Annotated in this window: 17 protein-coding genes and 1 pseudogene; 8 read left to right on the forward strand and 10 right to left on the reverse strand. The window is 46.8% G+C overall.

Going from position 1 to position 22,699, the window contains the following annotated elements; all coding sequences use genetic code 11:
• The first annotated feature begins 20 nt into the window (after positions 1-20).
• The 3 genes from ispE (at position 21) to HRU10_07415 (ending at position 3,403) form a co-directional block, all read left to right on the forward strand.
• Positions 21-911, forward strand: coding sequence for a 4-(cytidine 5'-diphospho)-2-C-methyl-D-erythritol kinase (gene ispE / locus HRU10_07405; GenBank protein ID NRA27058.1), 891 nt, complete (start codon positions 21-23; stop codon positions 909-911).
• 49 nt (positions 912-960) lie between these two features.
• Positions 961-2,739: a phosphoenolpyruvate--protein phosphotransferase gene (gene ptsP, locus HRU10_07410; GenBank protein NRA27059.1), complete on the forward strand. Its 1,779-nt coding sequence runs from the start codon at positions 961-963 to the stop codon at positions 2,737-2,739.
• 64 nt (positions 2,740-2,803) lie between these two features.
• Positions 2,804-3,403 (forward strand): HD domain-containing protein, encoded by a 600-nt coding sequence (locus tag HRU10_07415; GenBank protein ID NRA27060.1) that lies wholly within the window; start codon positions 2,804-2,806, stop codon positions 3,401-3,403.
• A 38-nt stretch (positions 3,404-3,441) separates the two neighbouring features.
• Here the strand turns inward: HRU10_07415 and HRU10_07420 are convergent, their stop codons facing one another.
• The 3 genes from HRU10_07420 to HRU10_07430 all read right to left on the reverse strand — a co-directional run bounded on the left by HRU10_07420 (position 3,442) and on the right by HRU10_07430 (position 11,537).
• Positions 3,442-4,107 carry a hypothetical protein gene (locus HRU10_07420; GenBank protein ID NRA27061.1) on the reverse strand — a complete coding sequence of 222 codons (666 nt, stop codon included), beginning with the start codon at positions 4,105-4,107 and terminating at the stop codon, positions 3,442-3,444.
• Complete coding sequence (locus HRU10_07425) at positions 4,067-10,522, reverse strand: hypothetical protein (protein NRA27062.1); 6,456 nt, start codon at positions 10,520-10,522, stop codon at positions 4,067-4,069. Before HRU10_07425 ends, HRU10_07420 begins: the two co-directional genes overlap by 41 nt.
• A gap of 94 nt (positions 10,523-10,616) precedes the next feature.
• Positions 10,617-11,537 carry a hypothetical protein gene (locus tag HRU10_07430; protein ID NRA27063.1) on the reverse strand — a complete coding sequence of 307 codons (921 nt, stop codon included), beginning with the start codon at positions 11,535-11,537 and terminating at the stop codon, positions 10,617-10,619.
• 463 nt (positions 11,538-12,000) lie between these two features.
• Here HRU10_07430 and HRU10_07435 point away from each other — a divergent pair, with 463 nt between their 5' ends.
• A complete protein-coding gene (locus tag HRU10_07435) occupies positions 12,001-13,038 on the forward strand; it encodes a PDZ domain-containing protein (GenBank protein NRA27064.1) in 1,038 nt (345 codons plus the stop codon).
• Positions 13,039-13,490: 452 nt separating this feature from the next.
• Here the strand turns inward: HRU10_07435 and HRU10_07440 are convergent, their stop codons facing one another.
• Both HRU10_07440 and HRU10_07445 read right to left on the reverse strand, forming a co-directional pair.
• Positions 13,491-14,039, reverse strand: coding sequence for a phytanoyl-CoA dioxygenase family protein (locus HRU10_07440; GenBank protein ID NRA27065.1), 549 nt, complete (start codon positions 14,037-14,039; stop codon positions 13,491-13,493).
• Positions 14,033-14,242, reverse strand: coding sequence for a hypothetical protein (locus HRU10_07445; GenBank protein NRA27066.1), 210 nt, complete (start codon positions 14,240-14,242; stop codon positions 14,033-14,035). Before HRU10_07445 ends, HRU10_07440 begins: the two co-directional genes overlap by 7 nt.
• On the opposite strand from HRU10_07445, the gene HRU10_07450 reads away from it, so the two are divergent.
• Entirely contained in the window at positions 14,241-15,173 is a 933-nt protein-coding gene (locus tag HRU10_07450) for an AraC family transcriptional regulator (GenBank protein ID NRA27067.1), read from the forward strand. The two genes, HRU10_07445 and HRU10_07450, sit on opposite strands and share 2 nt — an antisense overlap.
• 482 nt (positions 15,174-15,655) lie before the next feature.
• Here the strand turns inward: HRU10_07450 and HRU10_07455 are convergent, their stop codons facing one another.
• Complete coding sequence (locus HRU10_07455) at positions 15,656-16,639, reverse strand: Fic family protein (protein ID NRA27068.1); 984 nt, start codon at positions 16,637-16,639, stop codon at positions 15,656-15,658.
• Positions 16,640-16,958: 319 nt separating this feature from the next.
• Positions 16,959-18,194 carry an ATP-binding protein gene (locus HRU10_07460; protein NRA27069.1) on the reverse strand — a complete coding sequence of 412 codons (1,236 nt, stop codon included), beginning with the start codon at positions 18,192-18,194 and terminating at the stop codon, positions 16,959-16,961.
• 302 nt (positions 18,195-18,496) lie between these two features.
• Between HRU10_07460 and HRU10_07465 the strand changes: the two genes are divergently transcribed.
• The 3 genes from HRU10_07465 to HRU10_07475 all read left to right on the forward strand — a co-directional run bounded on the left by HRU10_07465 (position 18,497) and on the right by HRU10_07475 (position 19,712).
• Positions 18,497-18,799, forward strand: a complete 303-nt coding sequence (locus HRU10_07465; protein NRA27070.1) for a transposase — start codon at positions 18,497-18,499, stop codon at positions 18,797-18,799.
• 41 nt (positions 18,800-18,840) lie between these two features.
• The gene (locus tag HRU10_07470; protein ID NRA27071.1) at positions 18,841-19,086 is read left to right on the forward strand and encodes an IS3 family transposase; all 246 of its coding nucleotides are present in this window, start codon (positions 18,841-18,843) and stop codon (positions 19,084-19,086) included.
• A gap of 188 nt (positions 19,087-19,274) precedes the next feature.
• Positions 19,275-19,712 carry a DDE-type integrase/transposase/recombinase gene (locus tag HRU10_07475; protein NRA27072.1) on the forward strand — a complete coding sequence of 146 codons (438 nt, stop codon included), beginning with the start codon at positions 19,275-19,277 and terminating at the stop codon, positions 19,710-19,712.
• A gap of 517 nt (positions 19,713-20,229) precedes the next feature.
• Here the strand turns inward: HRU10_07475 and HRU10_07480 are convergent.
• The 3 genes and pseudogenes from HRU10_07480 to HRU10_07490 form a co-directional block, all read right to left on the reverse strand.
• A complete protein-coding gene (locus HRU10_07480; GenBank protein NRA27073.1) occupies positions 20,230-21,423 on the reverse strand; it encodes a right-handed parallel beta-helix repeat-containing protein in 1,194 nt (397 codons plus the stop codon).
• Between the two features lie 553 nt (positions 21,424-21,976).
• Positions 21,977-22,405, reverse strand: coding sequence for a VCBS repeat-containing protein (locus HRU10_07485; GenBank protein NRA27074.1), 429 nt, complete (start codon positions 22,403-22,405; stop codon positions 21,977-21,979).
• Positions 22,403-22,585, reverse strand: a pseudogene (locus HRU10_07490) (VCBS repeat-containing protein). The gene HRU10_07485 and the pseudogene HRU10_07490 overlap by 3 nt, the downstream one beginning before the upstream one ends.
• Between the last annotated feature and the right edge of the window lie 114 nt (positions 22,586-22,699).

Below are 22,699 nucleotides of genomic sequence, written 5' to 3' on the forward strand. Positions count from 1 at the left end.
GAGGACCTTCTCTGCTTTTCTTGAAATCCAATTGGACAACTGAGTGGTCCGGTCTGTCGCCGGCCAAAATAAATCTCTATCTTGCGGTCACTGGCAAAAGAGATGATGGCTTTCACGAGTTGCTTTCTCTTGTAGCACAACTCGGATTCGGAGATCATATTTCCCTGCGCTTCCAAGGCGACGCGGACGTGCTATCTACCTCTCATCCAGATTGTCCAGTCGACTCGAGCAATCTCATTCTTAAGGCAATCCGCGCGTTTCGCTTAGCCTTCCCCGAATTACCTTCGGTATCAGCCCATGTCGCCAAGAAAATTCCCATGGGCGCTGGTCTTGGTGGTGGTTCTAGTAACGCAGCTACGACATTGCGCATATTGAATTGGATGACTCAGGAGCCTCTTGAAGAAGAGGAATTGAGAAAAATTGCTGCCCAGCTCGGTTCAGATTGTCCCTTGTTTTTGAGCCCAGGGCCCTGCTGGATGCGAGGTCGCGGTGAACTCCTTGAACCGGCTGGAGAGCAGCTTAAGAGCTGCCTTCATGATCAAGCAGTCATCATCTTTAAACCATCTTTTGCCATTGAGACACCCTGGGCCTACCAAAAGTTAGCTCAATCGAATGCACATACACCTACCAAAGAAGCTGAAGCTGCTGCGCGCCTCATCGAACTAAACGCTGAGTATCTATTTCACACCGGCGGACACAATGACTTCGAAACTCCGATTTTTGAAAAATATCGGATCTACGCTCCATTATTCTCTTCACTCAGGCGACTGGGTGTCCATCCACTCCTCAGTGGAAGCGGTTCAGCTTGTTTCTGCACAATCCCCAAAACAATTGAACGAAACTCCGTCGAAGCCGTCATTAAAGCGGCTTTCGGAGAGAACGCGATCATCGCCCAAACGACACTTGCATAAAACCCCAACGAAAATTTCCATAGTATCCGATCCGATATCAATCACCTAAATGTCTGAGAACCCACAGGAAGAAAGGACCCTAACTGGCATACCCGCATCGCCCGGTGTTGCCCACGGGCCCGCATTTGTTTTCCTGCATTCCGAGCTCGATGTTCCGGCATATACCATCGAGACAGATCAGTTTGATCATGAGATTGATCGTTTTGAAAAAGCCTTAATCGCCACGCGGAAAGAAATTCAAAAAATTCGCGTTGAAATCGCGGATAACCTGGGAGAGGCAGAAGCACAAATATTTGATGCTCATCAACTTGTCCTCGAAGACAAAGCGCTCATCGACGAAACGATCAGAGAGCTTCGAGACACCGGATTCAACATCGAACACTGTTTTCAAGCTGTCGCTCAGCGCTACATCGACTTCTTTGACAGCATCGACGATGATTATCTAAAGGAACGCGCTTCGGACATCCGCGACGTCGCGCGTCGTTTGTTGCACACTTTACTGGGCCAAGCCTTCGACACGATGATCACATTCAGCGAAGATCGAATCTTCGTCGCTGAAGACATCACCCCTTCTGATACGGCCAACTTGGACCAGGGCCGAGTATTGGGTCTCATCACAGATAAAGGCGGGCACACGAGTCATTCAGTGATCATGGCACGATCTTTGGGAATACCAGCTGTCGTGGGCCTGCATGATGCTACCGATCAGATCGATCCAGGTGATGATGTCATCATCGATGGCTACGATGGCATCGTCATCATCCACCCAACTGCGGAAACCCTGTTCAAATACGGTAAGCTCAAGGACAAACGAAAGAGCATCGTAGATACTTTCTCGAAGACGATTCCGCTCCCTTCTCAGACAGCCGACGGTCGCGAGTTCATCCTTAGTGCAAATGTAGAGAGTGCCCAGGACATCGACCTGGTGAACCGCAACGGGGCACGGGGTATTGGCTTGTTCCGAACCGAGGGTATTTTCCTCAAGTCCAACAGCTTTCCCAGCGAAGAAGAACAATACCAGGATTACCGAGCTGTAGTCGAGGGCGCCCAGGGCCGCATGGTCACGATCCGCACCCTGGATCTCGGTGGTGATAAAAGCCTCAAGCATGGTGTCGGCATCCATCACATCCATGAAGAAAACCCATTTATGGGCTTCCGAGCGATTCGCTTTTGCCTGCAATATACCAATCTCTTTAAAGAACAACTCCGTGCGATCTTGAGAGCGAGCGCTCATGGTCGGGTGCGGATCATGTATCCCATGATCAGTGGAATCGAAGAGCTCAAGAGAGCCAACGAACTCCTGGAAGATGCGAAACAAGACCTAGAAAAACGCGGTGAAGCCCACAGCAAAGATCTTCCTGTTGGCACAATGATCGAAATTCCCAGTGCCGCTTACACCACAGATATCCTGGCAGAGCACTGCTCCTTTTTTAGCATCGGGACCAACGACCTGATTCAATACCTAATGGCAGCAGATCGTTTAAATGATCAGATCGCCCATCTCTACCAGCCCAGTCATCCGGCTGTTCTCCGCACGATCCGGACCATTGTTGACAACGCTAAAAAGCGGAACCTGAACGTGTCAGTATGTGGTGAAATGGCTAGTGATCCGCTATACACAGGATTATTGATGGGCTTGGGTATCGATGAGCTGAGCATCACCCCCGCTTTATTGCCTGAGGTCAAATACCTCGTCCGGACCATACACTTCGATGACACACTCGCACTCGCGAAAAAGGCGATGGATATGGATACGGCCGCCGAAATCCGGACCGAACTGAACAATTTCCGCAAAGAAAGACTGAAGGATTTGATGGATTGGGAGTGAGTCGTTCGCATGACTTTATGGGCAAATCAGTTGAGACAACACTGGTTTTAGATAGATCTTCCAAATGCGGCTCTATTCTTCGGAACGTCTCAGGCAGCAAATCGCCTTTATCAAAGAGATCGATGCTCTCAAAGGAGTCACCCGTCGATCGCTTCTGCTGAGTCGTGAACGTTACGAGAACTCAGCTGAGCACAGTTGGCATATTGCACTCTTGGCAATGATCATGACCGAGTATTGCCCAGAGGAACTTAATACTCAGCATACCGTTAAACTTTTACTCATACACGATATAGTAGAAATCGACGCGGGCGATGTCTTCATCTACGACTCAGAGGGTCAGGCCAATAAAACGGATGACGAAGAGGCCGCATGTGAACGCATTTTTGGCCTGCTCCCCGATGATCAGGCCCAGCACTTTAAAGCGCTCTGGCAGGAGTTTGAGCACGGAAAAACCCCTGAAGCCATATTCGCCCGCTCGATCGATCGCCTCATGCCACTGCTCCATAACTACTTCAATGAGGGAGCAGCTTGGAAGAAACATGGGGTTGTTTACGATCAGGTTATTGAGGTGAATAGTAAAATCGCTGAAGGATCACCGAAGCTTTGGGAATTCGCCCAGGGACTGATTAATGACGCAGTCGCACAGGGCTGGCTATCTCACTAGGGCCACTGATCCCAAACCAAACGAGTCTTCAATCGCCATCACGATCGCGAAAACTTCTCTCTTTCGACGCCGTAGTATCGCTGGAGGAAGAACACCAAACGTGCACGCAAGACCTCTTTCTCCGTGTCAGACAATGATCCAGGCATCTTTGGCTCCAAGTAAGTAGCAATATAGCTATCCACGGCATACCCAATGGAAACCAAATCTGGGCTCAAAGGATTTACCGTAGGACTTGTCTTGTTCTCTACCGCGTAAATTATCCAGTCATTCTCTTCCACTGAAGTAGCATCGGGATACCAAAGTTCTTTGGAAGGTATCACCTGGCTCCAAAAATCCTTATCGTCGATGTCTGGGAGCACTCGGGAGACATAAGTCACTCGGTGTAGCATCCTCCAGACCCCAACACTATGCGGTTGCGCGTTTCGAAGAGCAGCGGCATCAGGATCATTACTAAACCGCAACCAATCTGGGTCGACCACCGAATTGAAGAAGTCGTCAAAGTATTCAGATTTTGGCGACAGGTAGTAGGATAGAAAACGGTAGCCACGCACTTTCCCGGGCTGAAGCTTCGAGGTATATGGGTAGACTTCATTCCATTTCTTATCCCCAATCTCAGCCGTAGTCATCCGTTGATTAATAAAACCTTCACCCTCAACTTTGGACTTAATACCGAAGGTGACTGAGCTTCCATGAGATTTGCTCACATTGACATTCAGGTATCCCCCCGAAGAGAAGATCGAAGCCTACCTCAGCACCGACCGATCCGGAGGCAACATCTATTGCAAAATAATAACCTGCACTTCCCCTCAGGCTATATCCACCTCCAAACGATTCGACGCGGCTCGCGTGATATTGCTCTTCCTCTGCAAAAAGTCCACCGTCCGCAGTCCAGACATAGGTATTCACTAAGCTCTTCCTCGCTAAAGATTGGTCGAAGTCATAGCCAAGTTCTTTGCTATCTGGCAAACTCTCGCTGATTTTTTGCCCGGTATCTCCTGGGTCGCCTTCCTGGTAATGAGCCACCCCACCATTCGCCATACGTTGCCCTACTTTTACAGCGTCGTACTGTTCATAGGCTGCTTGAAAGGACTTCGTCTCGCGCTCAATTTCACGCTTCAATTGGTAGGCTTCTTTGGGCTTAAAATAACTCCCTAAATTCCCGATACGCGCACCCGGATAGTTCGGATCCGGCGTGAAGCCTATCATTCCGTCGAGAGTACCGTTCTTCGTGTAATCCGGATTGATCGGAAAGACGATAATGTTCCAATCAACTGGAATATCAGGATTGGGAACGAGTTCATAACTCACTAAGGCTCCCGTATCCTTGAGTCGTAAGCCGTATAAGTTACCCGTCGCAGATTTAACGAGTGCAGATCCGACATTACTCGGAACATATCGACGCCCTACATACGGGACCGAGCCATTTCCGTCCGCGTCGACATCTTCATAGGCTCCTACGTTTTCCAAATACGTACTTTGGCTCTGATTAAAGTTCGCCGATTTACTCGCGGAGTTCTGAGTGGATAATACATGGCTTAGACTCGCCTTTATTCCATGGCCTGCGTCATGATCATGTAACTCTTTTTCAATGAAAAACTTGATGACACTGATCTCACTTTTAGTGGCTTCTCCAATTTTCCCGGAGAAATCAAGGGTAAATCCAGAGTCACGATTCGCACTAAAAGAATAGTCTACATTCTTAGACTCAGAGAGTTCAATAGAAGCAGTACCCGTATAGTCATCCGGTCGAGGAGTCCGCTCCATAACCGTTAAATTTTCACTCGGTAACGGTGGGGGCCCCTCAATATATCCGATTAATGTAGGATTCATCTGAGCCTGTCCGACATATATCACCTCTAGATCTCCAACTACTATATTATTTCCTTTGCCTAGAGGGTGCTCGTTCGGAAACGCTAAATATCCACGTTTCATCAAGCCCTTACTCACACTCAAGTCACCACCAAGAACTAGATCGCCGTATTCATAGACCAAGGGCGATATTGCTGTCTTCGGTAGAGGATACGTGAGCTGATCCAAAGACTGCGTACCCAGTGCCATAATACAATCGGGAGACTCTGGAGAGGCAGGGCCGCTCAGCTCCAATACGCCTGGACTTCCTGACGATAGATCTCCAGCAATACGTCCGTCCATTGCATCTTTACGCGCGTCTATTGTATCTTCGTCCGCGTCCTTTGCATCTTCGCTCGCTTCTATTGTATCTTCGTCCGCGTCCTTTGCATCTTCGCTCGCCCAATTTCGAATATACCACTCTCCAGTATCTGGGACCTCGTATATTCCGTCCGAGGGTTGCAAGCCAGGAGTCCCATCAAAATTCCAATAGACGATCAGGGATTCAGGCAGATTACTTATGTTTAGGGGTTTTTGAGCATAGGTATAGAGTTCTTCCTGGGTTCGTGCGGTCGACCAGAGCCTGATCTCATCCACATTACCAACCAGCTTTTTTCCCAGCTTTTCATCTAATCTTATATCTCCCACATGGAGCTTATCATCAATCCACGGGTTGAAAGAATTGACACTCCCATAGTTGGTCGCACCCGCCACACGAGTATCCATCTTCGTAGTTCGAATGGCCTCTCCATTTACATAAAACTGCCACTCAGATTTCTGCGGACAACTCGACCAGAAGTCGACCTCCTCATCAATGCCACCGCGAATAATACTGCCCTCATTATTAGAGACTGAATCGTGCACGGCGTCCCCGTTACCTTCGTTAAACCGCCAACGAGAAACGAGCCCTTCCTCCGCGAAGTCCTCAAAATAAGCTAGATTTTCGATCTCCATGTGACTCAACCCACGATCCCAATAGGCTAAGTCTAAGATTTTACCCGAGAAGACATCTTCCGCTTTTTCTGTAATGGCATTATAATACGCACCTCCAATCAAATTCGCGGACGACGGAATTATCGATGGAATTACGGATCCGCCCACCGAGCGATTAATTAATGAACTATTCTTTACGTTTCCATTCACATAGAGAACCATCTCCCATCTCACCTTAGAATAAATGGTTTTTCTATCGGCTGTAATTTCCGAGTCTGTCCATAGGGTTGCAACGAGGTTTACATCTTGATTTGAAGGAATCTGATCTTCGGTCTCTACCTGAATCGGGTCCGAAGGCGCAGTGCCCGCCAAGCGAGTGTAGACTTTCGCCCCGAAGCGACCATCTGGAGTGATATACAATTCGTAACTTCTACCTTGTTGTTCATCTCCCATTTTACTGACGATGACTTCCCGATCACTGACTTCCGAAAGATTCACCTGCACCGTCGCCGACAGCGTGATGCTGTCTCGCGGGTTGAGGGAACTATGGTTGCCGAAGTTTATGTAGGTCTCCGAACCAGCCCCTAAATCTAACTGATAGCCCATCTTACACACAGCTGACAAGTGGCTCCAGTCACCGAAAGGCTTACGTAGGATGGGAGCATGGCCAAATCCGGGAGCATCTATACTACCAGCATATAGACTATGACTATCACTAGTTCCTTTTGATCGAACCAAAGGCGTAGTCCACACAAAGCCAGCCCCGAAATCATACACGTTGACCTTGTTAGTTTTCTTATCAGCAGGTCCCTGGGGTAATCCGTGATACCCATTTCCAGACGCATCATAAATACGCTTGGCTCCCGGCCCATCAAACAACGGATAATAAGCGATCAAGCCAGACCCATTTCCATTGAGGAGTTCGGTATCATATTCCAAATCTTTATTCTCATCTAAATCGTCCAAACGTAAACCAGACCAGATTCGAAATTCCTGCAGAATACCAATAAAGTTATCATCAATCTGCTCATTGTGATAGTCCATGCCGAGACGCCAAACCTGTCGCCGATGATCCCTGAGATCGAATTCGGAGGAGCCATCATCGGAATAATACGGAGTCACGCCGGTATATTGATTACTGAGGCTGAATTCTTTATCGGGAGGCGTCTGCGAAGCAGGGCGATCTGGATCGTCCGCATGAGCGCCGTCTCGAGTAATTGTGCAAGTCACTATTGCTTTCTTCGAATCACCAGCTTTCGGCTTCACTGAAACTCTGTAACGGTAATCATACCCTATCAGGTCGTCAGAACTCTTAATGACTTCATTGAAATTGAAGTCGTGTTCTTTCCCGTAAAGAATAACCCTGAAATTGTTATAATATTGCCAGGTAAGGACAAACCGTTGTTTATTATCATTCTCGATACCGGCCAGGCCGATTATCGTACGCTTGTTACTCCCTTCTGCCGTTTCTTTCAGACGTGCCCAAAATTCCATGGTAAAGGTCTCAGGGAGAGAAAAACTCGGTAGCACCACATAACTCAAGAATGGGTCGTCATTAAGTGTTTTCCGCATTCCGAATCCAAGCCCCATGACTCCCGGCTGGAGTCCATAGGCGATTCTTTTGTCCGCGGACGTCACAATATTCCCCCGCGACAAAAGATTTGCATAGGGTTCGGAGGAATCGTCAGGCTTCAGCCACATTTCCATGGTAAGATCTTCACCTACCGGAAAGTCATCATCTGAGACGACAGCATCGACACTCGTTGCATAGGAGTGGCCTGCCGTTGATGTATCCGAAAATCTTATACTATGAATATCCTTGGGCCCTGGCAAAAATTTAGGTGCTTGCCCGTCCGTCTGGCTTACTTTGAAGGCCGGTCCATGTCTGTCACCGTCCACATCTGGAGTTAAATCAACATTATAAGCATCCTCACTCACCTGCCCTAGATGCGCCGTATAATCACGACACGCCCCATAACAGTAGTATGGAGACTGAGATTTATAATACCCGTGTGTTTGATCGTATGTGCCTGCTTGTAGAAAGCCTTCAGCATCTATGGGTATCACCGAAAACAAGACTGATCCTTGATCCAGCCCGGTCTCGTTCCCAGTGATCCCTAGGTGATTTTTCATAGAGACGGGAGTGCCAGCCTCATTAATTCTCTTGATGCTACTTTGCGTGTAGTCGTAATCGAGACTCAGCTTACCGGGCTCAGCGCTTTTCCCGGAGAGAACGCGCGTGAAAGCGCGCGCATTCATAGGGATATTATCCCAGACCTCTTGGAACTTCCCATACATGTCCTTCGAGAATCGGTATGCGTTTATAGAGTTTCCACTCGTATTCATGACCCAGAGCCCTCCATTTTCATGAAGAGCCAAGGCCTTGGAAAACGTATTATTCAGAGGATTACTTACCGTATCGTCGTCTAGATAAGTATCCACCGATTTTACTGTATCTTGCTCGAGCACATACAGTTGACTATCTGCAGACGAGCTACCAGCTACAAACCAAAGCTGTCCCGAATCCTCATCCATTTGAAGGGCTTGAACAATGCAAGCGGCGCCTTCTGCCAAACCTGGAATAGGTAACACGGAATTAGCTTCAGGATCTATAAAACTGATCATCTGTATCTGATTCTTCAGACCAATATAGAAGATACCCAAAGCAGACGATATCATCGCTCCAGCACCAATGGCACAATCCACGCCATCACTGTCACCGCCACCATCGCCATCGCCGTCACCACTCCCCTCATTAGGAATATCAATTGTAGTCGCGCTGCAAAATTGTTCTGAACTCATATTGAATAGTTTCGCGTATCCCGCGCCATCTGAGTCTAGACCAGCTATGCAGAGCATACTATTGTCATCCACTGCCATTGCATCAATAGATGCCAACTCGGGATCCGCAACCGACTCTCCCGGAGAACTCAGACCATCGCGTATCAAATATTTCCTTAAGGCAGCAACTTGATCCTTCTTTGAGGCCACCCACAGAGTCTGAGTGCGTTCATCAAAAGCGAGTGCTGTGATATCACCGATTCCATCTGGAACGTTCATCTGATTGCGCTCCACTACAATACTCCCGTATTGCGGATCATTTCCAAATTGGTAAAGACGCCCATCAGAACCGGCCTTGTTCGCTCCCAACCATACCGTTCCGCTCCCCCCTTTGCTCATAACAAAAGAACTAATGGTGTAATCCGTTTTAATCGTTGTCTCACTCACTTCTCCAGTCTCGCTCGACTTGCGAAACAAAGACCCAGCATATGCCCAAATCAAGTGTCCTAATGGATCGAAATCCATCCCAATATAGTCAACAGACTCACTTGCATCTTGAGTATACTTTATCTGTTCATTTTTGACAAAACTCCCGGCGAACCAAGGCGTGTAGGTACTTGTAAGGGTCAATCTACCCGTTGCATACGGATTACATGCTGCACTTGAAGATTCGAGTAGCACACTGGTTTCGGCGACGTTGATAAATTCCTTTTTCGCTTTGGGCGACAGGAGTAAGGTTTTACGCGACGAAGCGCCCTTCGATGGATCAATATATTCTGGAACCAATAACTGAAAGCGCTCGTTGCTTCCATCAAAGTAAGATGCCTGCTCCGAAAGATAATATTGATCATCCGTCGGGTCACTTTTCGACAGCCCGTTGATGCTCTTCACGAGGTTTGGCAAATATCGCGGCAAACCATACCAGTAAGCTGGGGTGTTTTTCATATCGCGAATTCTCGCTATATAAAGACCACTCACAGTATCTGCCTTATCACGCCAACCGATTTGCTGCAGACCCGGCAGCCCAAAAGCATCTGTAGACCCTGCGTATGCGAACTCAATTACAGGGGTAGCTGTGCCTCCCACGCTCTTTGTCGGCTGTTTCGCAACAAACACGAGTTTGCCCATTTCAAATGTCTTATCATCTCCACCGATAGACTGCTGCTCACTGATCTCGAAGTGACACTCGAACTGTTTGGCTGTAGCACTGTACTGAATTGCCGATATTCGCTCGTCCTTGTTTCTAAAATACAAATGTAATAAGCCATCGCTACCATCCAAAAGAACTGGGGACGCCTTTGGGGCTATCAGGTTGGGGGTGTCGGCATTGTAACCGTTTTCAAAATATCCAGCCGTCACAGTGAGGGAAGGATTCTCTCGCAGTGAGTTTACAATTTCAGGCTCTCCATTATTACTCAAAACTCCGTTATTGGTGAGCGTTATCGGAACGAGATTGATCGGAGCAGGTGCGACTTTAGGTTTACCGTCACTCCCTGTTTGGAGCGAGACTTGTGCAAGTTTTCCACGCCGCGTCACCGCAAAATCAAGGAAAACCACGCGGTCCTTGTCCGAGTTCGTAGTTGGCGCTGCGCAAAATGCAATAAACTGTCGGAGCTGCCTCTTGACCTGTTTGTCTTCACTCGCATTCGGCTCAAGGATCCCCGGGATTTTTTTCCTGATAACCGTAGCGCTGACACGTCATGCCAAACTTCATGGTGCAGCACTGATTGCTGCCATTATCAGGCATCTTGAAAAAGATACGAGACTCGGGCTTCAAACTTGATTGCCCGATTAAGTCTGGAACCGGCATATCAAAAAGACCGTCATTCGACTGCCTCACGTAGAAAATGTGCAACTCATCGTGCGGCGCCGTCCCCCCTCGTTCATCCTTGTCGTTTTCTTGATTCAGATAGAAATGCCAAATGCTCTGATCAGGATCATCCGTTGTGAAAATATCTACAGCAAAGAATCCATTATCCGCCGCGGGCAAATGAGTCATCACGAGCGTCGGCTCGTAAAACGGACTTTCCAGGACATTCTTGAAATCCATTGAATCCTCATCTCCGCTCGGAACCGTCCGCGATTCGCTTTTTTTGAAACGCGCTTCCCAAACGCGCTCGATGCGATGAATGACTTGGACATCCGCAATATCGGAACTGAGCGGGTCCTGAGTCACCGCTTCAGCATCCAAGGAATCATCCAAACCCTGTGACGTTGGAACATTGAAAACACGCAAACGGTTTACGGTTATTTTCTCAGTTTCAGCACCCGATTTAATATGACGGAATAGGTAAATCTGTCCTGCCTCAGAAAGCGCGTATAAATACGGATAGTAACTTACGTTCTGATCGGATGCATCCGCCGCACTATTCCCTACCAACCGATAGTCATCGCCCAGATCCAATTCTATCAATTCATCCCAATCGTCCTCCTGCGAGGGTAAGCCTGGTTTGGGATCAAAAACCCGGTAGTATATCTGATTCAGATTATCGTCGGGGCCCTTATCCAAATAGAAGGCTATTGTAAGGCCATTGTGGCTGATAGTTTGTGCGTAGAAAGGAGAGAATGGCATATAGCAGAGCGAAGTTTAGGTGTTGAATTTCTGGCTTAGACGCAGATATCCCTTCTGTTTACGCTTCGTTGATAACTATATCTCATTTATTGGGCATTTTTGAGCCCCTCTCAAATTTGATCGATCCCTTCTCGGACACGGCGCTCGATTTAGCCAATACAAGACTGACCCGCGTTCAAATCGCTGGGTGATGCGCTCCACACACACCCTTTTAATCCGTCCAGGCAGTCATAGATCGCCTCAGTCTTGCCTACTCCAGGACCAAAGACCAACAAGATACTGCGTTGGATCTTAGAGCCGACCGTGCTCCTAAGATAGTTAGCGACTTGGCTAAATCCTCGGTGCTTAATTGCGCAAGAAGATCGCAAGCTTGGGTCGAGAGAAAAAGTCAAAAACAGCGTTCAAAGTGATTGCATGTTGAGACAACTCACTCTTACACATTCCGACTACAGCTAAATTTTTGATGAAATCCCCTAATAAAAACCTGTTTGTCGTATGTATTGCCTGTTCACTCATATTGAGTGGTTGCCAAACGACCTATTCAGAATTCTCGGTCTGGAGCGGTGAAGGCTATCGAGATCAAATCATCGAACACAATGTGTTGGCCGTATCTTCAAGGGGCAACGCAAACGCTCCACGAGGCCAGCTGAGTGATTTCGTCATGCTCCGAGCAGCAGAAATAGCTATTGATCGTGGCTACGCCTATATGGCTATATTGGGCTCAGAAGGACTTGAAGGCGTCGATCGTGAGGACGTGGGGGGTGATACTTCTTTTCAATGGGGTGGAAAAGGAGCGACAGCAATTTTCGCCCTTCTACACAATCCACATCCCGTTTTCGAAAATGAATTCCAAGTAGATGAACTTGCAGCTACATTGATTCAAAGATGGGAACTCGGAGTATCCCCGTCCAGCTCAAGATTTGATCCCTCCACCGTAGAACTCAAAGCTCAGCTATTCCCTGGGATGAACGAACTCCCTGAGAAGGATACAACTGACGTAATCGTCTACACGGATCCAACCGGAGCTGGATTTGAAGCCATACCAATCGGAATTGTCTCAGACTTCGAGAATCCCTTCCTCAGCGATGCCGATTTAGCCGATGCCTTGCGTCCACTCGCCGCACAACACGGAGCGGACGCAGCCGTTGTGAACTTCCCTCCATACGGGCCCGAAGCGATCATCGAAGCTCCTGCCCTTACGATGAAGGCCAGTCTAGTCCTGATTCCAAAGGCGGCATTTGGTATTCAATGGGAACCGGGTGAATTGGCTTTGAGCAAATACGAAATCAGACGCCTCGCCGAATACAGCAGAGCAGCTGAAGCAGGACTCTTGGTCGGCGATCGCGTCGTTCAAATCGAAAATGTTGATATGCTCGACACACTCGCGTTCCATAATCTTTGGCTCTCGCTCGAGCCCGATCAAGTGGTCACCATGGTCGTAACCCGTGGAGGCAAGGAAATTAAGCTCGAAGTCCCGGTTACTGCAAATTTGGTCAACTAACCAAAGACCCTGAAAAAACACGTGAAAAGGACCTGAGCGTAAATTCGTCTCCATCAGTTTACACCTTATGTTGTATCACTCAGTACGGATAATCTGTTCGTCATAAAGGCGTTTACTGTCTTTGTAGACTATGTCTGCTGCCTTAAAATCGGTCTTCACTACGCGCTGAGTGGTCCCATCAAGCAATCACAAATATTCAACACTCGCCTCCTCCACCAAAGTTATGCCGTGGGCTCCCGGAAAATCGCCCGAGGCATCCGAGAGTTCCCCAGAGGCAGTATAACCTAAGACTGCGGGCGAGCCTTGAAGAAACACCAGCACATTTCCTGATTTCGAAACAACGACACCATGCGTGCGACCCGAGTCATCCGAGTATGAATTTTTGGGGGAATGAAACCCAGTCCACAATCCAGCGGCAGGTGTCGTGGCTCGTAGAGATCTTTTCGAAAAAATTAGTTAGGCCACTTCGGGTTCTTCTGCCAAGGCAAGACATACGGTTCATCTAACGGCAGGGCTGGAGCGGCAAACACCGCGATATACGCTCTGCGCGGAATATCTGTGAGATTTGGCCCCGCGTAGTGCATACAGTAGCTGTGATGAAGCAAGACCGACCCCACTGGACAATCCAGCGCCGTGGCATTGGCCGACCAGAAATCTTGATTATCAGCAACCATCGCGCTTTGCCTGTCACCAGGAATCAAATAGCGATGCGGCAGGAGAGTGCCGGTATGCGTCTTGCTCACATATTGCATCGTACCTCCGGCAACTGTCGCACCTTCAAGAGGTAACCAAAAATTAATATTTCGGTAGTGCTGACCAGGCGCGTGATAAGCTTGATCCTGATGCCACGGGGTGGCTGCACCATGGCCTGCCGGTTTTAAAATCATATGATCGGTCTTAAAGAATGCATCCGGCCCTAAAATAAACTGCGCAATGGCTTCTAGCCGAGCTAGATAAGGCTGGTCTTTAATGCCTTTTACCGAACGGTGGGGACTTAAAATCTGCGGAAGCGACGCCCGGCCTTGCTCATCCTCCCCCCCAACTGCTTGATTTTCGAATCATCGGAAAAGCAATCGTCATAGATTGAGCGATACCACTCTAATTCTTCGTGAGGAATGACGTCATTGAGGCGGATAAAACCATCGGCCAATAACTGGGATTTTTCATCTTCAGTAACGCATGCGGGTATTTTGATCGTGTCCATGAGCCATACTCTACCAAATATACGCCACTGTGCGCCTAGCGATGTAGAGGCGACATTTTTATACATTGCACCGTTCCCTCAAAATGGCTTCTGTTCCTGTTTGATGGAGAGACCGATTCAGCGAGAACTTTTTTTATATCCTGACACCCAACACCCAGCCATACGGAACATCGGCGTATCCAATCAACTGTTGTCGCGCGCAGCATTTGGAGGCCACCGTCATGATTGTTTTGAGATCTGCCTGATAAGTGATGGATCTATCGACTATTTCACCGAACAGCAGCGTTATACCATTCACCCCAACGCCGTCCAAATCAGTAAGCCGGACGAGCTCCATGGCACTCCAGATAAAAGACTACATCCTTGCACACTTCGCTGGATACAAATTGATTTCAATCGATTGGAGGCTCCCGAACTACAATTTCAAATATCAGAGCTTCCCTCTATAATCGAGCAAGCAGCCTCGACACTCATTCCCTACCATGAAGCTATCATTCACGAATGCCGAGACGTGAGCCTTGGATCGTATCATTTAATGGAAGGCATGCTCCTCACATTTCTAGTCAAATTGATAAGGTCATATCCAAGCGTACCCAGATGTCACCATTATCCCACGACACTGGTGCGAGCTCTAGACCTCATCAAACGCGAACCCTCTGCTTTTCTTACCGTTGAATCCCTCGCAGAAAAATTAAATACGCACCGCGCACATCTGCATAAGTTGTTCACCAAACACTTAGCAGTGTCTCCACAAGCCTATATTAGTGAGCAACGCTTATCTAGAGCCGCGAGTATGTTAGGCAATGAAACTATGTCGATCACTGAGATTGCCCATCAGCTGGGTTTCTCTTCTTCCCAACATTTGGCAACCGCATTCCGTAAACGCTTCGGAACAACCCCATCACAAGCCAAACAACACAATGTGCTCTAAGTGTTTCGCTGAATGGCTGCAGGATTCCTGATATCGCTTACGACTCAGCCTTCTCGTAAAAATCTCGAATAGTTTTAAGAAATGTCTCAAGACAATCAACCACCGTATCATAGGATCGGATACCTAAAAAGATTTGCTTAGCAACGCCCTTCTTGCCCAGACGCAGAGGTCCAGTGCACTTTGGCGTCTATTTAGTAGGTATAACGCTCGTGCTTTTTCATAACCAGCGCCGGTAATCTTCTGCCAACTAATAAGTCACCTTTCCGAAGCGATGGCGACAGTTTCGCTAACTCGATCACTGATTTCGAAAATATTGCAGTCGTTCAAAAGAGCTGGTCCCCGTAGTGTTGGACAAGTTGCGTAAGACTGTCGGTACAAGGAGCCATCTCCCTAGCAATATCAAAGATGCAATGACAGCTTTAATCGCGCCTTATGATAAGCAAAAACGAACGTAGATAAGGGATGCTGTGCCGACTTTTGAATCAAACCTTCTCTTTGATCTCTTTAATTGTGAAGCGTTCGCTCTGTAACTGACGAATACGGCGAACGCGCTCAATCATAGTCGGTGAGTAGAGCTGGTAATTCGCTTCCGTGGTTTCAGCCACTTCAAGAAGGCCCTCCTTCGTCCAAAAGCGAATGGTGGCATTACTCTCCCCCGTTGCTTTAGCGAGCGCACCAATACGCAAGAGACTGTCAGCCGAAGGTTCAGCCTCTTGAGCAAAAGATTGGTCTTCCGATACGGCGCTCAAATAGATGTCCAAAGATCGATTAACCGCGTCTGTGATGATCTTGTAATAAGCATCCTTACTGCCTCCAAGCTGTGCTTGCTCCAAAGCCTTGATGTATTTCAGGCGATCCCGCTTGCGGATCAGCGCTGGCGGGAACCCTTGCTGCATCAGAATAAGGTTCATCAATAAGCGTGCGGTTCTGCCATTGCCATCAATAAAGGGGTGAATCGTCACCAGTTCATAATGTGCGTCAGCGGCAAGTTCGACAGGATGCAAAGACCTTTTAGAGGTCATTTCCTTGATGAAATTCTCCATCAAATCAGGCACTTTACGGTGGTTAGGTAAAATAACCTCTGAGCCTGAAATCCGCACGGGGATCGAGCGATAATGCCCAGCACTGTCATCATCTATGCCTTTGAGAATCGTATTATGAATGTCTAATATTGAATGCTCTGTAAGGTCTTGTGTTTTCGCATTCACCAAGGCCATCACACTGCGCAACGCTTCAGCATGATTGGTTGCCTCCAGATGCTCGGTCAGTGATTTGCCGCTCACGGTCAGGCCTTTCTCAACCACGACCGCCGTTTCCTTGCGCGTCAGGGTGTTCCCTTCAATCGCGTTACTGGTATAGGTCAGCTCAATCAAGAACCACTGTTCCAGATTATCAACCAAGGCAGCTGGAAGGGGTCTATGACTATCCAATATCGCCTTTTTATCACTGAGCTTTTTCCACTTCATGTATAAACCATAAAGTATCACTTAACGGTTTTCAATAGATTCTTTGACCCTCTTCGCTTAGGGGGTCAGCCCTACCTTCACGACAATAGCCTCATTATCGTGAAAAATAGATTCATACGGGAAGCGCTTCGCTATCTCGTGGATTGGCTCACGCTCACGGAGCGCCTCTAACGCAATCTTGCTTTTGAACTCTGGCGTAAATCTACGTCTTTTTTTCACTAGCTGCATTTTATCTTAGCAGCCGCTCAAAACTGTCCAACTTTTCCTGACCGGCTCAATTCCGCCGTATAGCACCAAAGATTAAGCGCTATCTCTGGGCTCATTGCCATAGCGCATTAATCGGGACGGCTTGCAGCTTTTCGCCAAAACCACTCAAGCATTCACTGCCAGAATAAAGAACTGTGCCCTTTTGAAATTTATCACCTGCGATGTCGGCTAGGTGTTTCAGGCCTTTGAAATCGTTCTTCTGCAAGGAGGCTGCCGATTTGATTTCAATACCATAGAGGCCACCAAGTCTATCCTCTAATACGAGATCCACTTCAGCACCTCGATGCATGCTGAAATGGTAAGGTTTGAGAGACTGCTCAGACCAGCTCAGTTGCTTCATGATTTCCATGACGACAAAATTTTCCAAATAAGGGCCAGCATGCGCCCTTTGCGCCAGAAATGTGTCATCCTCTCGGCCTGTAAGATTTACCAGCAATCCCGTATCATTAAGAAAGATTTTGGGGGATTTAACGAACTCACCTTCGGCATTTCTCGTCCATGCAGGAATTGGCACAATGATGAAAATATGCTCCAGCATGGTAATGTAGCGCTTTAAGGTCGTATTCTTCACTCCGGATAAGCGCGAGATTTCAGCCATATTCAACGTGCTTCCCACTCGGGTAGCTAAAAGCTTTAAGATATTGGGTATATCATTAAGGCCTTCAATGTTGGACAGATCACGAATATCTTTTTGCAAAATGGCAGTTAGGTAATCATCGAACCACCGTCTTCGTCTGTTTGCAGCTTTTCGAGAAAGCGATTCAGGGTATCCGCCAATTCTCATTTTTGCGGCGATATCTGGCCAATGCGTAACAGTTGCCACAAATGAGGCATCAGGATCTGTCAGCGTTTTTATGAAGCTGGAAGGTTCCCCATGAAGCTCGTCTTGCGATAGTGGCCACAGCTTATGAATTTCAACTCTGCCAGCCAGAGAATCCCCAACTTCAGGGAGCATCATAACGTCAGCGGAGCCTGTAAGAATGATCCGGCGATTGTCACGATCCTGATCTACCAGTTTCTTTATAGGCAGAAACAATTCGGGGGCGCGCTGCACTTCGTCAATGATGACATGGGAGCCTAAATCTTCCAAGAATCCCATAGGATCATTCTTTGCAGCCGACAACGTTGCAGGGTCATCCATGGTAACAAACCGCCAGTCAAACGTACTTTGTTCTACAATTCTTTGACAGAGTGTGCTTTTACCCGTCTGGCGTGCGCCATTGATTAACAGGACAGGGGTATCTGCTAATGCATCAAAAATTGCGCTTTGAATGTGCCGATCATACATATTTCTCATTTTAGACCTAAAATGAGTTTAAAATCAAGACAAGTGGTGTATTTTGCAATTTCGAGTGGTGGATTTTGTAATATTATGTGGTGGATTTTGGAAAAAATTAACCGCCATCATCCTTGTGAATCTTCCACAGCTTGGATAGATTGCTAGGATGTCGATTGCAACCACTGCTCTTCAAGCAACGCGCAAAGGCTTAAAACCATAAACTATTAAGTGATTACTTTAGTCGTCCCTTAAAAATCTGATATGGCCTGAGAAAAATGGACACGGGATTCTCTTAACCAGAGGATACCGATATGAGACAACGAACGAGATACTCCAAGGAGTTTAAAAGTGAGGCGGTGAAGCTGTTGCTAATCGATGGCAATAGCGCGCAGGAAGTTTCCGAGCAACTGGGTGTGCCGCCTCGGTTGCTGTATGCTTGGAAAAGCAAACACCTGGATGTTTTGGAGGAGCACTCGGGCGAGTTGGCGGGCACTGAGCGTAGTCCGAAGGCTATGGCAGCCGAGCTGGATCAGCTTCGTAAGGAGCTAGCCAAACAGAAGCGCATGAACGAGATTCTAAAAAAAACGGTGGGCTACTTCAGCAATCCCGACTGATGCAGTATCGCTTCATACAAGAACATGAAGCTGATTGCAGCGTGCATGAGCTGTGCGAGTGCCTAGGGCTGAGTCGTGGTGGCTATTACGCTTGGCGGGGGCGGGGAACTAGCCGACGTGCTAAAGATGATGCAGTTTACAAAGAGGCGATTCGTGGCGTGCATAAGCGTGCTCGCGGCCGGTATGGCTACCGCCCCATATACCATCACCTACAAGAAGAGGGCTTCAACTGCGGCCGAGATCGTGTTCTTAGGCTTATGGGTGATATGGGTATCGAGGGTAAGTAGTCCAAGCGGTTCAAGCCGATGATGACCGATAGCAATCATGACTTTGGATATAGCCCCAACCTACTGCGTAAACTCGGTGAACCCGATCGTTGTGATCAAGCTTGGGTCGCCGATACGACTTATCTGCGCACTGATGCTACCTTGCAACAGTTATGGATCTGTGTTGTCGAAGAATCATCGGTTAGAGCGTGTCTGCCTCGAACAACAGCGCTTTGATCTGCGCAGCTTTGCACTCAGCAGTGATGACACGCGGAGGTGGAGGTGATATCCTCAAAGGACTGATACATCACAGCGATCGTGGCAGCACGTATGCGAGCTACGAATACAGTCGTCTGCTGACAAGCTTTGGCATCACTCAAAGTATGAGTGCCCAAGGAAACTGCTATGATAATGCAGCTCAAGAGTCCTTCTATGGACGATACAAGAGCTCCAGCGTCAGAGGGGTAGTTTTCAAAGACGAAGAGGCTGTCCGCAGCCATGTCTTTGAATATATCGAACTGTTCTACAATCGCTACAGAAAGCACTCATCGCTGAGCTATCAAAACCCCATTCAGTTCGAGGAAAAAATCGCGCCCCCCATGGGGGGCAAGGGAGGATGCTTGCATGCTTGCATCCACAACAACTAATAGATAACAAAACTAAAGAATCCTTTGTCCAGTAAAGTCAGGCCACTTCACCAAAGCTATGATATTCGCACACCCAGCGCCCATTATGCTTGAAAACAGAGGGTTTGGGTAAAGAAGCACGCTTTGGTTTTGTTGGCATTTGTGCGCAAAATTCCACTGAATCCTATTGACAGTCAAGCTCTATAACTAGCCTAAAATGGTGGAGGTGGCGGGAGTTGAACCTTACTCTACAGGTCCGCAACTAGCTAATATTCAATAGTTTAAGGTCAGATCAATACCGAATGGACACTCATATGGACACCCGCTTTTGGCAGGGATTTACATGTCGTGTCATACTTTTTCATGCGGCCTTATGCTGATCAGATTTATTTTCATCAAGAGGTCCACGATAGTGATGGATCAGCAACCCTCCGAAATGTGCGATGTTTCGGACTAGACAGTGACTATTAAAAGGTTCTGAACCTAACCCGACAATTCCGTTCACGCTTTTTATAAAATTAAAGTCAATAAGATATAGTTAGTAAGCAATTAAGCTAGAGCAATTCTTTCCATCGGATCTTTTGAAATTCGATATCGTATTTCCCGATAAGATAAGGATTTTGTTAAATAACGAGAAGCCATCTGCAGAATACCAATAAACACCTGCCTCTTGCGAAGCTGTTGTGCTAATACTAGAGGTGTTAAATGAATTGTTACCTGAAAGGGTAACATTGTATGGAGTAGAGGAATTACCCTTCTGTTTCGAAATGGTTATTCCACCGCGGTGGACCGATGGGGTAGCTGTTAGACTACTACGGAAATTGTTATAACATTTATTATATTCTAAGCTGATGTTAGTAGAGGCACCAGCGATCAAAATACCCGCAGCACCGTTACGGTAACATGTATTCTTATAAACAAGAATATTTGAAGAATTAATGATGTCGATCCCATTACCCCCCTGCTCATCGTTTCGCACATTATTATATTCGATATTGATGTCATTACACCTAGATACGTAGATCGACCCTGCATCATTTCCACGAATAACATTGTGTAAAATGTCTGAGTCATAAATTTCACTAAAACTGATGCAGTCCAGACCAATGTCTTCAAAATAGCAGTGCGAAACTACATTACCTGTGGAGTCACCCACGTTTCCATTCCAGCGAGAAAATGCAATCGCCTGTTTTCTGTCTGATTTATTTCCTGTCACGTCATGGCCATTACCAACAAAATAAAAATCACAATTGTGAATCGTAGTATTTTTAACAGCTCCGTTTGCTTGAGTCGCCACAATTGCTGGTTTCCAGTGGTTTCTGAATAAACTATTTTCAATTCTTGTAGCGGTGCTAGCTTTAATCTCAATAAAGGGCAGGTTGTGCTTTGTAGACTGATCACTGTTTGATGCATTCGTTGGCGAAAACCCTCCGTCAATCGTGAGGTTACTTATCTTCAATGAGGTGCAGCCTTGAATGTAAAATACACCAGGCTTATTCCCTCCCTTGGCTAAATTTATCTTAGATCCAGATTCTCCCTTGATTACTACACTGTTCAGATTTACCAAGTCTATTCTTTCACTTACTATGTGTGTTCCATTTTTAAATACAACTGTATCTCCAGATCGCACACTTTTGAACTCATTAGTAGCATTTTCGTAAGTGTATATGTAATGAGTTGCTCCCTGAAGTAAACTGACAGTAAGCATGTATATAGCTAGAATATATTTCATTAGAATAAGTTTGGTTTAATTGCGGATTGAGAACCCTATACTGCGCGTAAATAGAAGCTGACTTTATTCGATAACTTTAACCTTCTCAATAAAAGTCAAAATAGACCTCTATAGCTCTGCTCAATTGAAAATTCTCTGAGGGCCTTGCGTCAAGAAGAAATATAAGATGCGAATTTAGCATTCTGCTGATTATCTTGTTTAAGGTTTCTTATCGCTGGGATCGCGCCTACGAAAGCCGATTCTGGCATATTGCTATATCATAAATGTCTGACTAGAAGGGATTTGAACGTTTCCGAACAGAGCAATCACTGTTTTTCAATGATTTAAAGTTGATCTAATATTGCATGGACATTCATAAGGACACCCGTATCCGCCACGTCATGTCACACAATTTTCATGTGCCTTCAAAGATCTTCCTAATCACTTAACTCGAATATCTGAGACTGATATTCTTCACGAACACCCTCCATCAAAGCCATGATCTAAAGAACCGCCAGATGACCCTACCCTTATACAATTGCAAAAGATATCCACGGAATGGATCAAGATGATACTAATGGGCGAAAATACTCAAATTGCCACCCGATAAAAATCTATAAACTTCTTCGTTATTAAATTGGTAATTATTATATCCATTTTTGAGGGAAATGGCCCCATCTGCCGTCGCGCGCAGTCCAATGTCGATCTTGTTATCACCGTCCGCATCAATCAAGAATGGCTGATATTGTGATCCAACATTCCAAAGATATGAATACTGTGACGGAAACGAATTGTTCCCATTGTTCTCACGAAAATAGAATCTACCATTATTCGGATCTCTTAGGGCAATATCACAGTAGCCGTCACCATCAAAATCTTTAGTTAAAGCCTGGTAATGAGATCCACTTACCCAATTAAAGTTTTTAGTATTGTTAAACCAAAAAGAAGAGGAGCTACGGAATGCGATATGCCAGGTCCCATTGCTTGTATTTCTAAGGCCGATATCTGTCCTCCCATCATTATTAAAATCTCCAACAAATGGCTGGTAATGAGATCCACTTGCCCAATTAAAATTGGATGTATTTGAAAATGAAAACGATCCAGCATTTCGGAATGCAAAATACCATGTGCCATTGCTAGTATTTCGTAACCCTACATCGATAAGGCCATCACCGTTGAAATCTCCAACAAACGGTTGATAATGAGATCCGCTCGCCCAATTATTACTCCGCTAATGCAAAAGGTGACTTCATGCGGCGTATTTGGCATGTGGGTGTTGGAAGCATGAAATGATCTT

The organism is Opitutales bacterium (assembly GCA_013215165.1).
GTDB lineage: Bacteria > Verrucomicrobiota > Verrucomicrobiia > Opitutales > JABSRG01 > JABSRG01.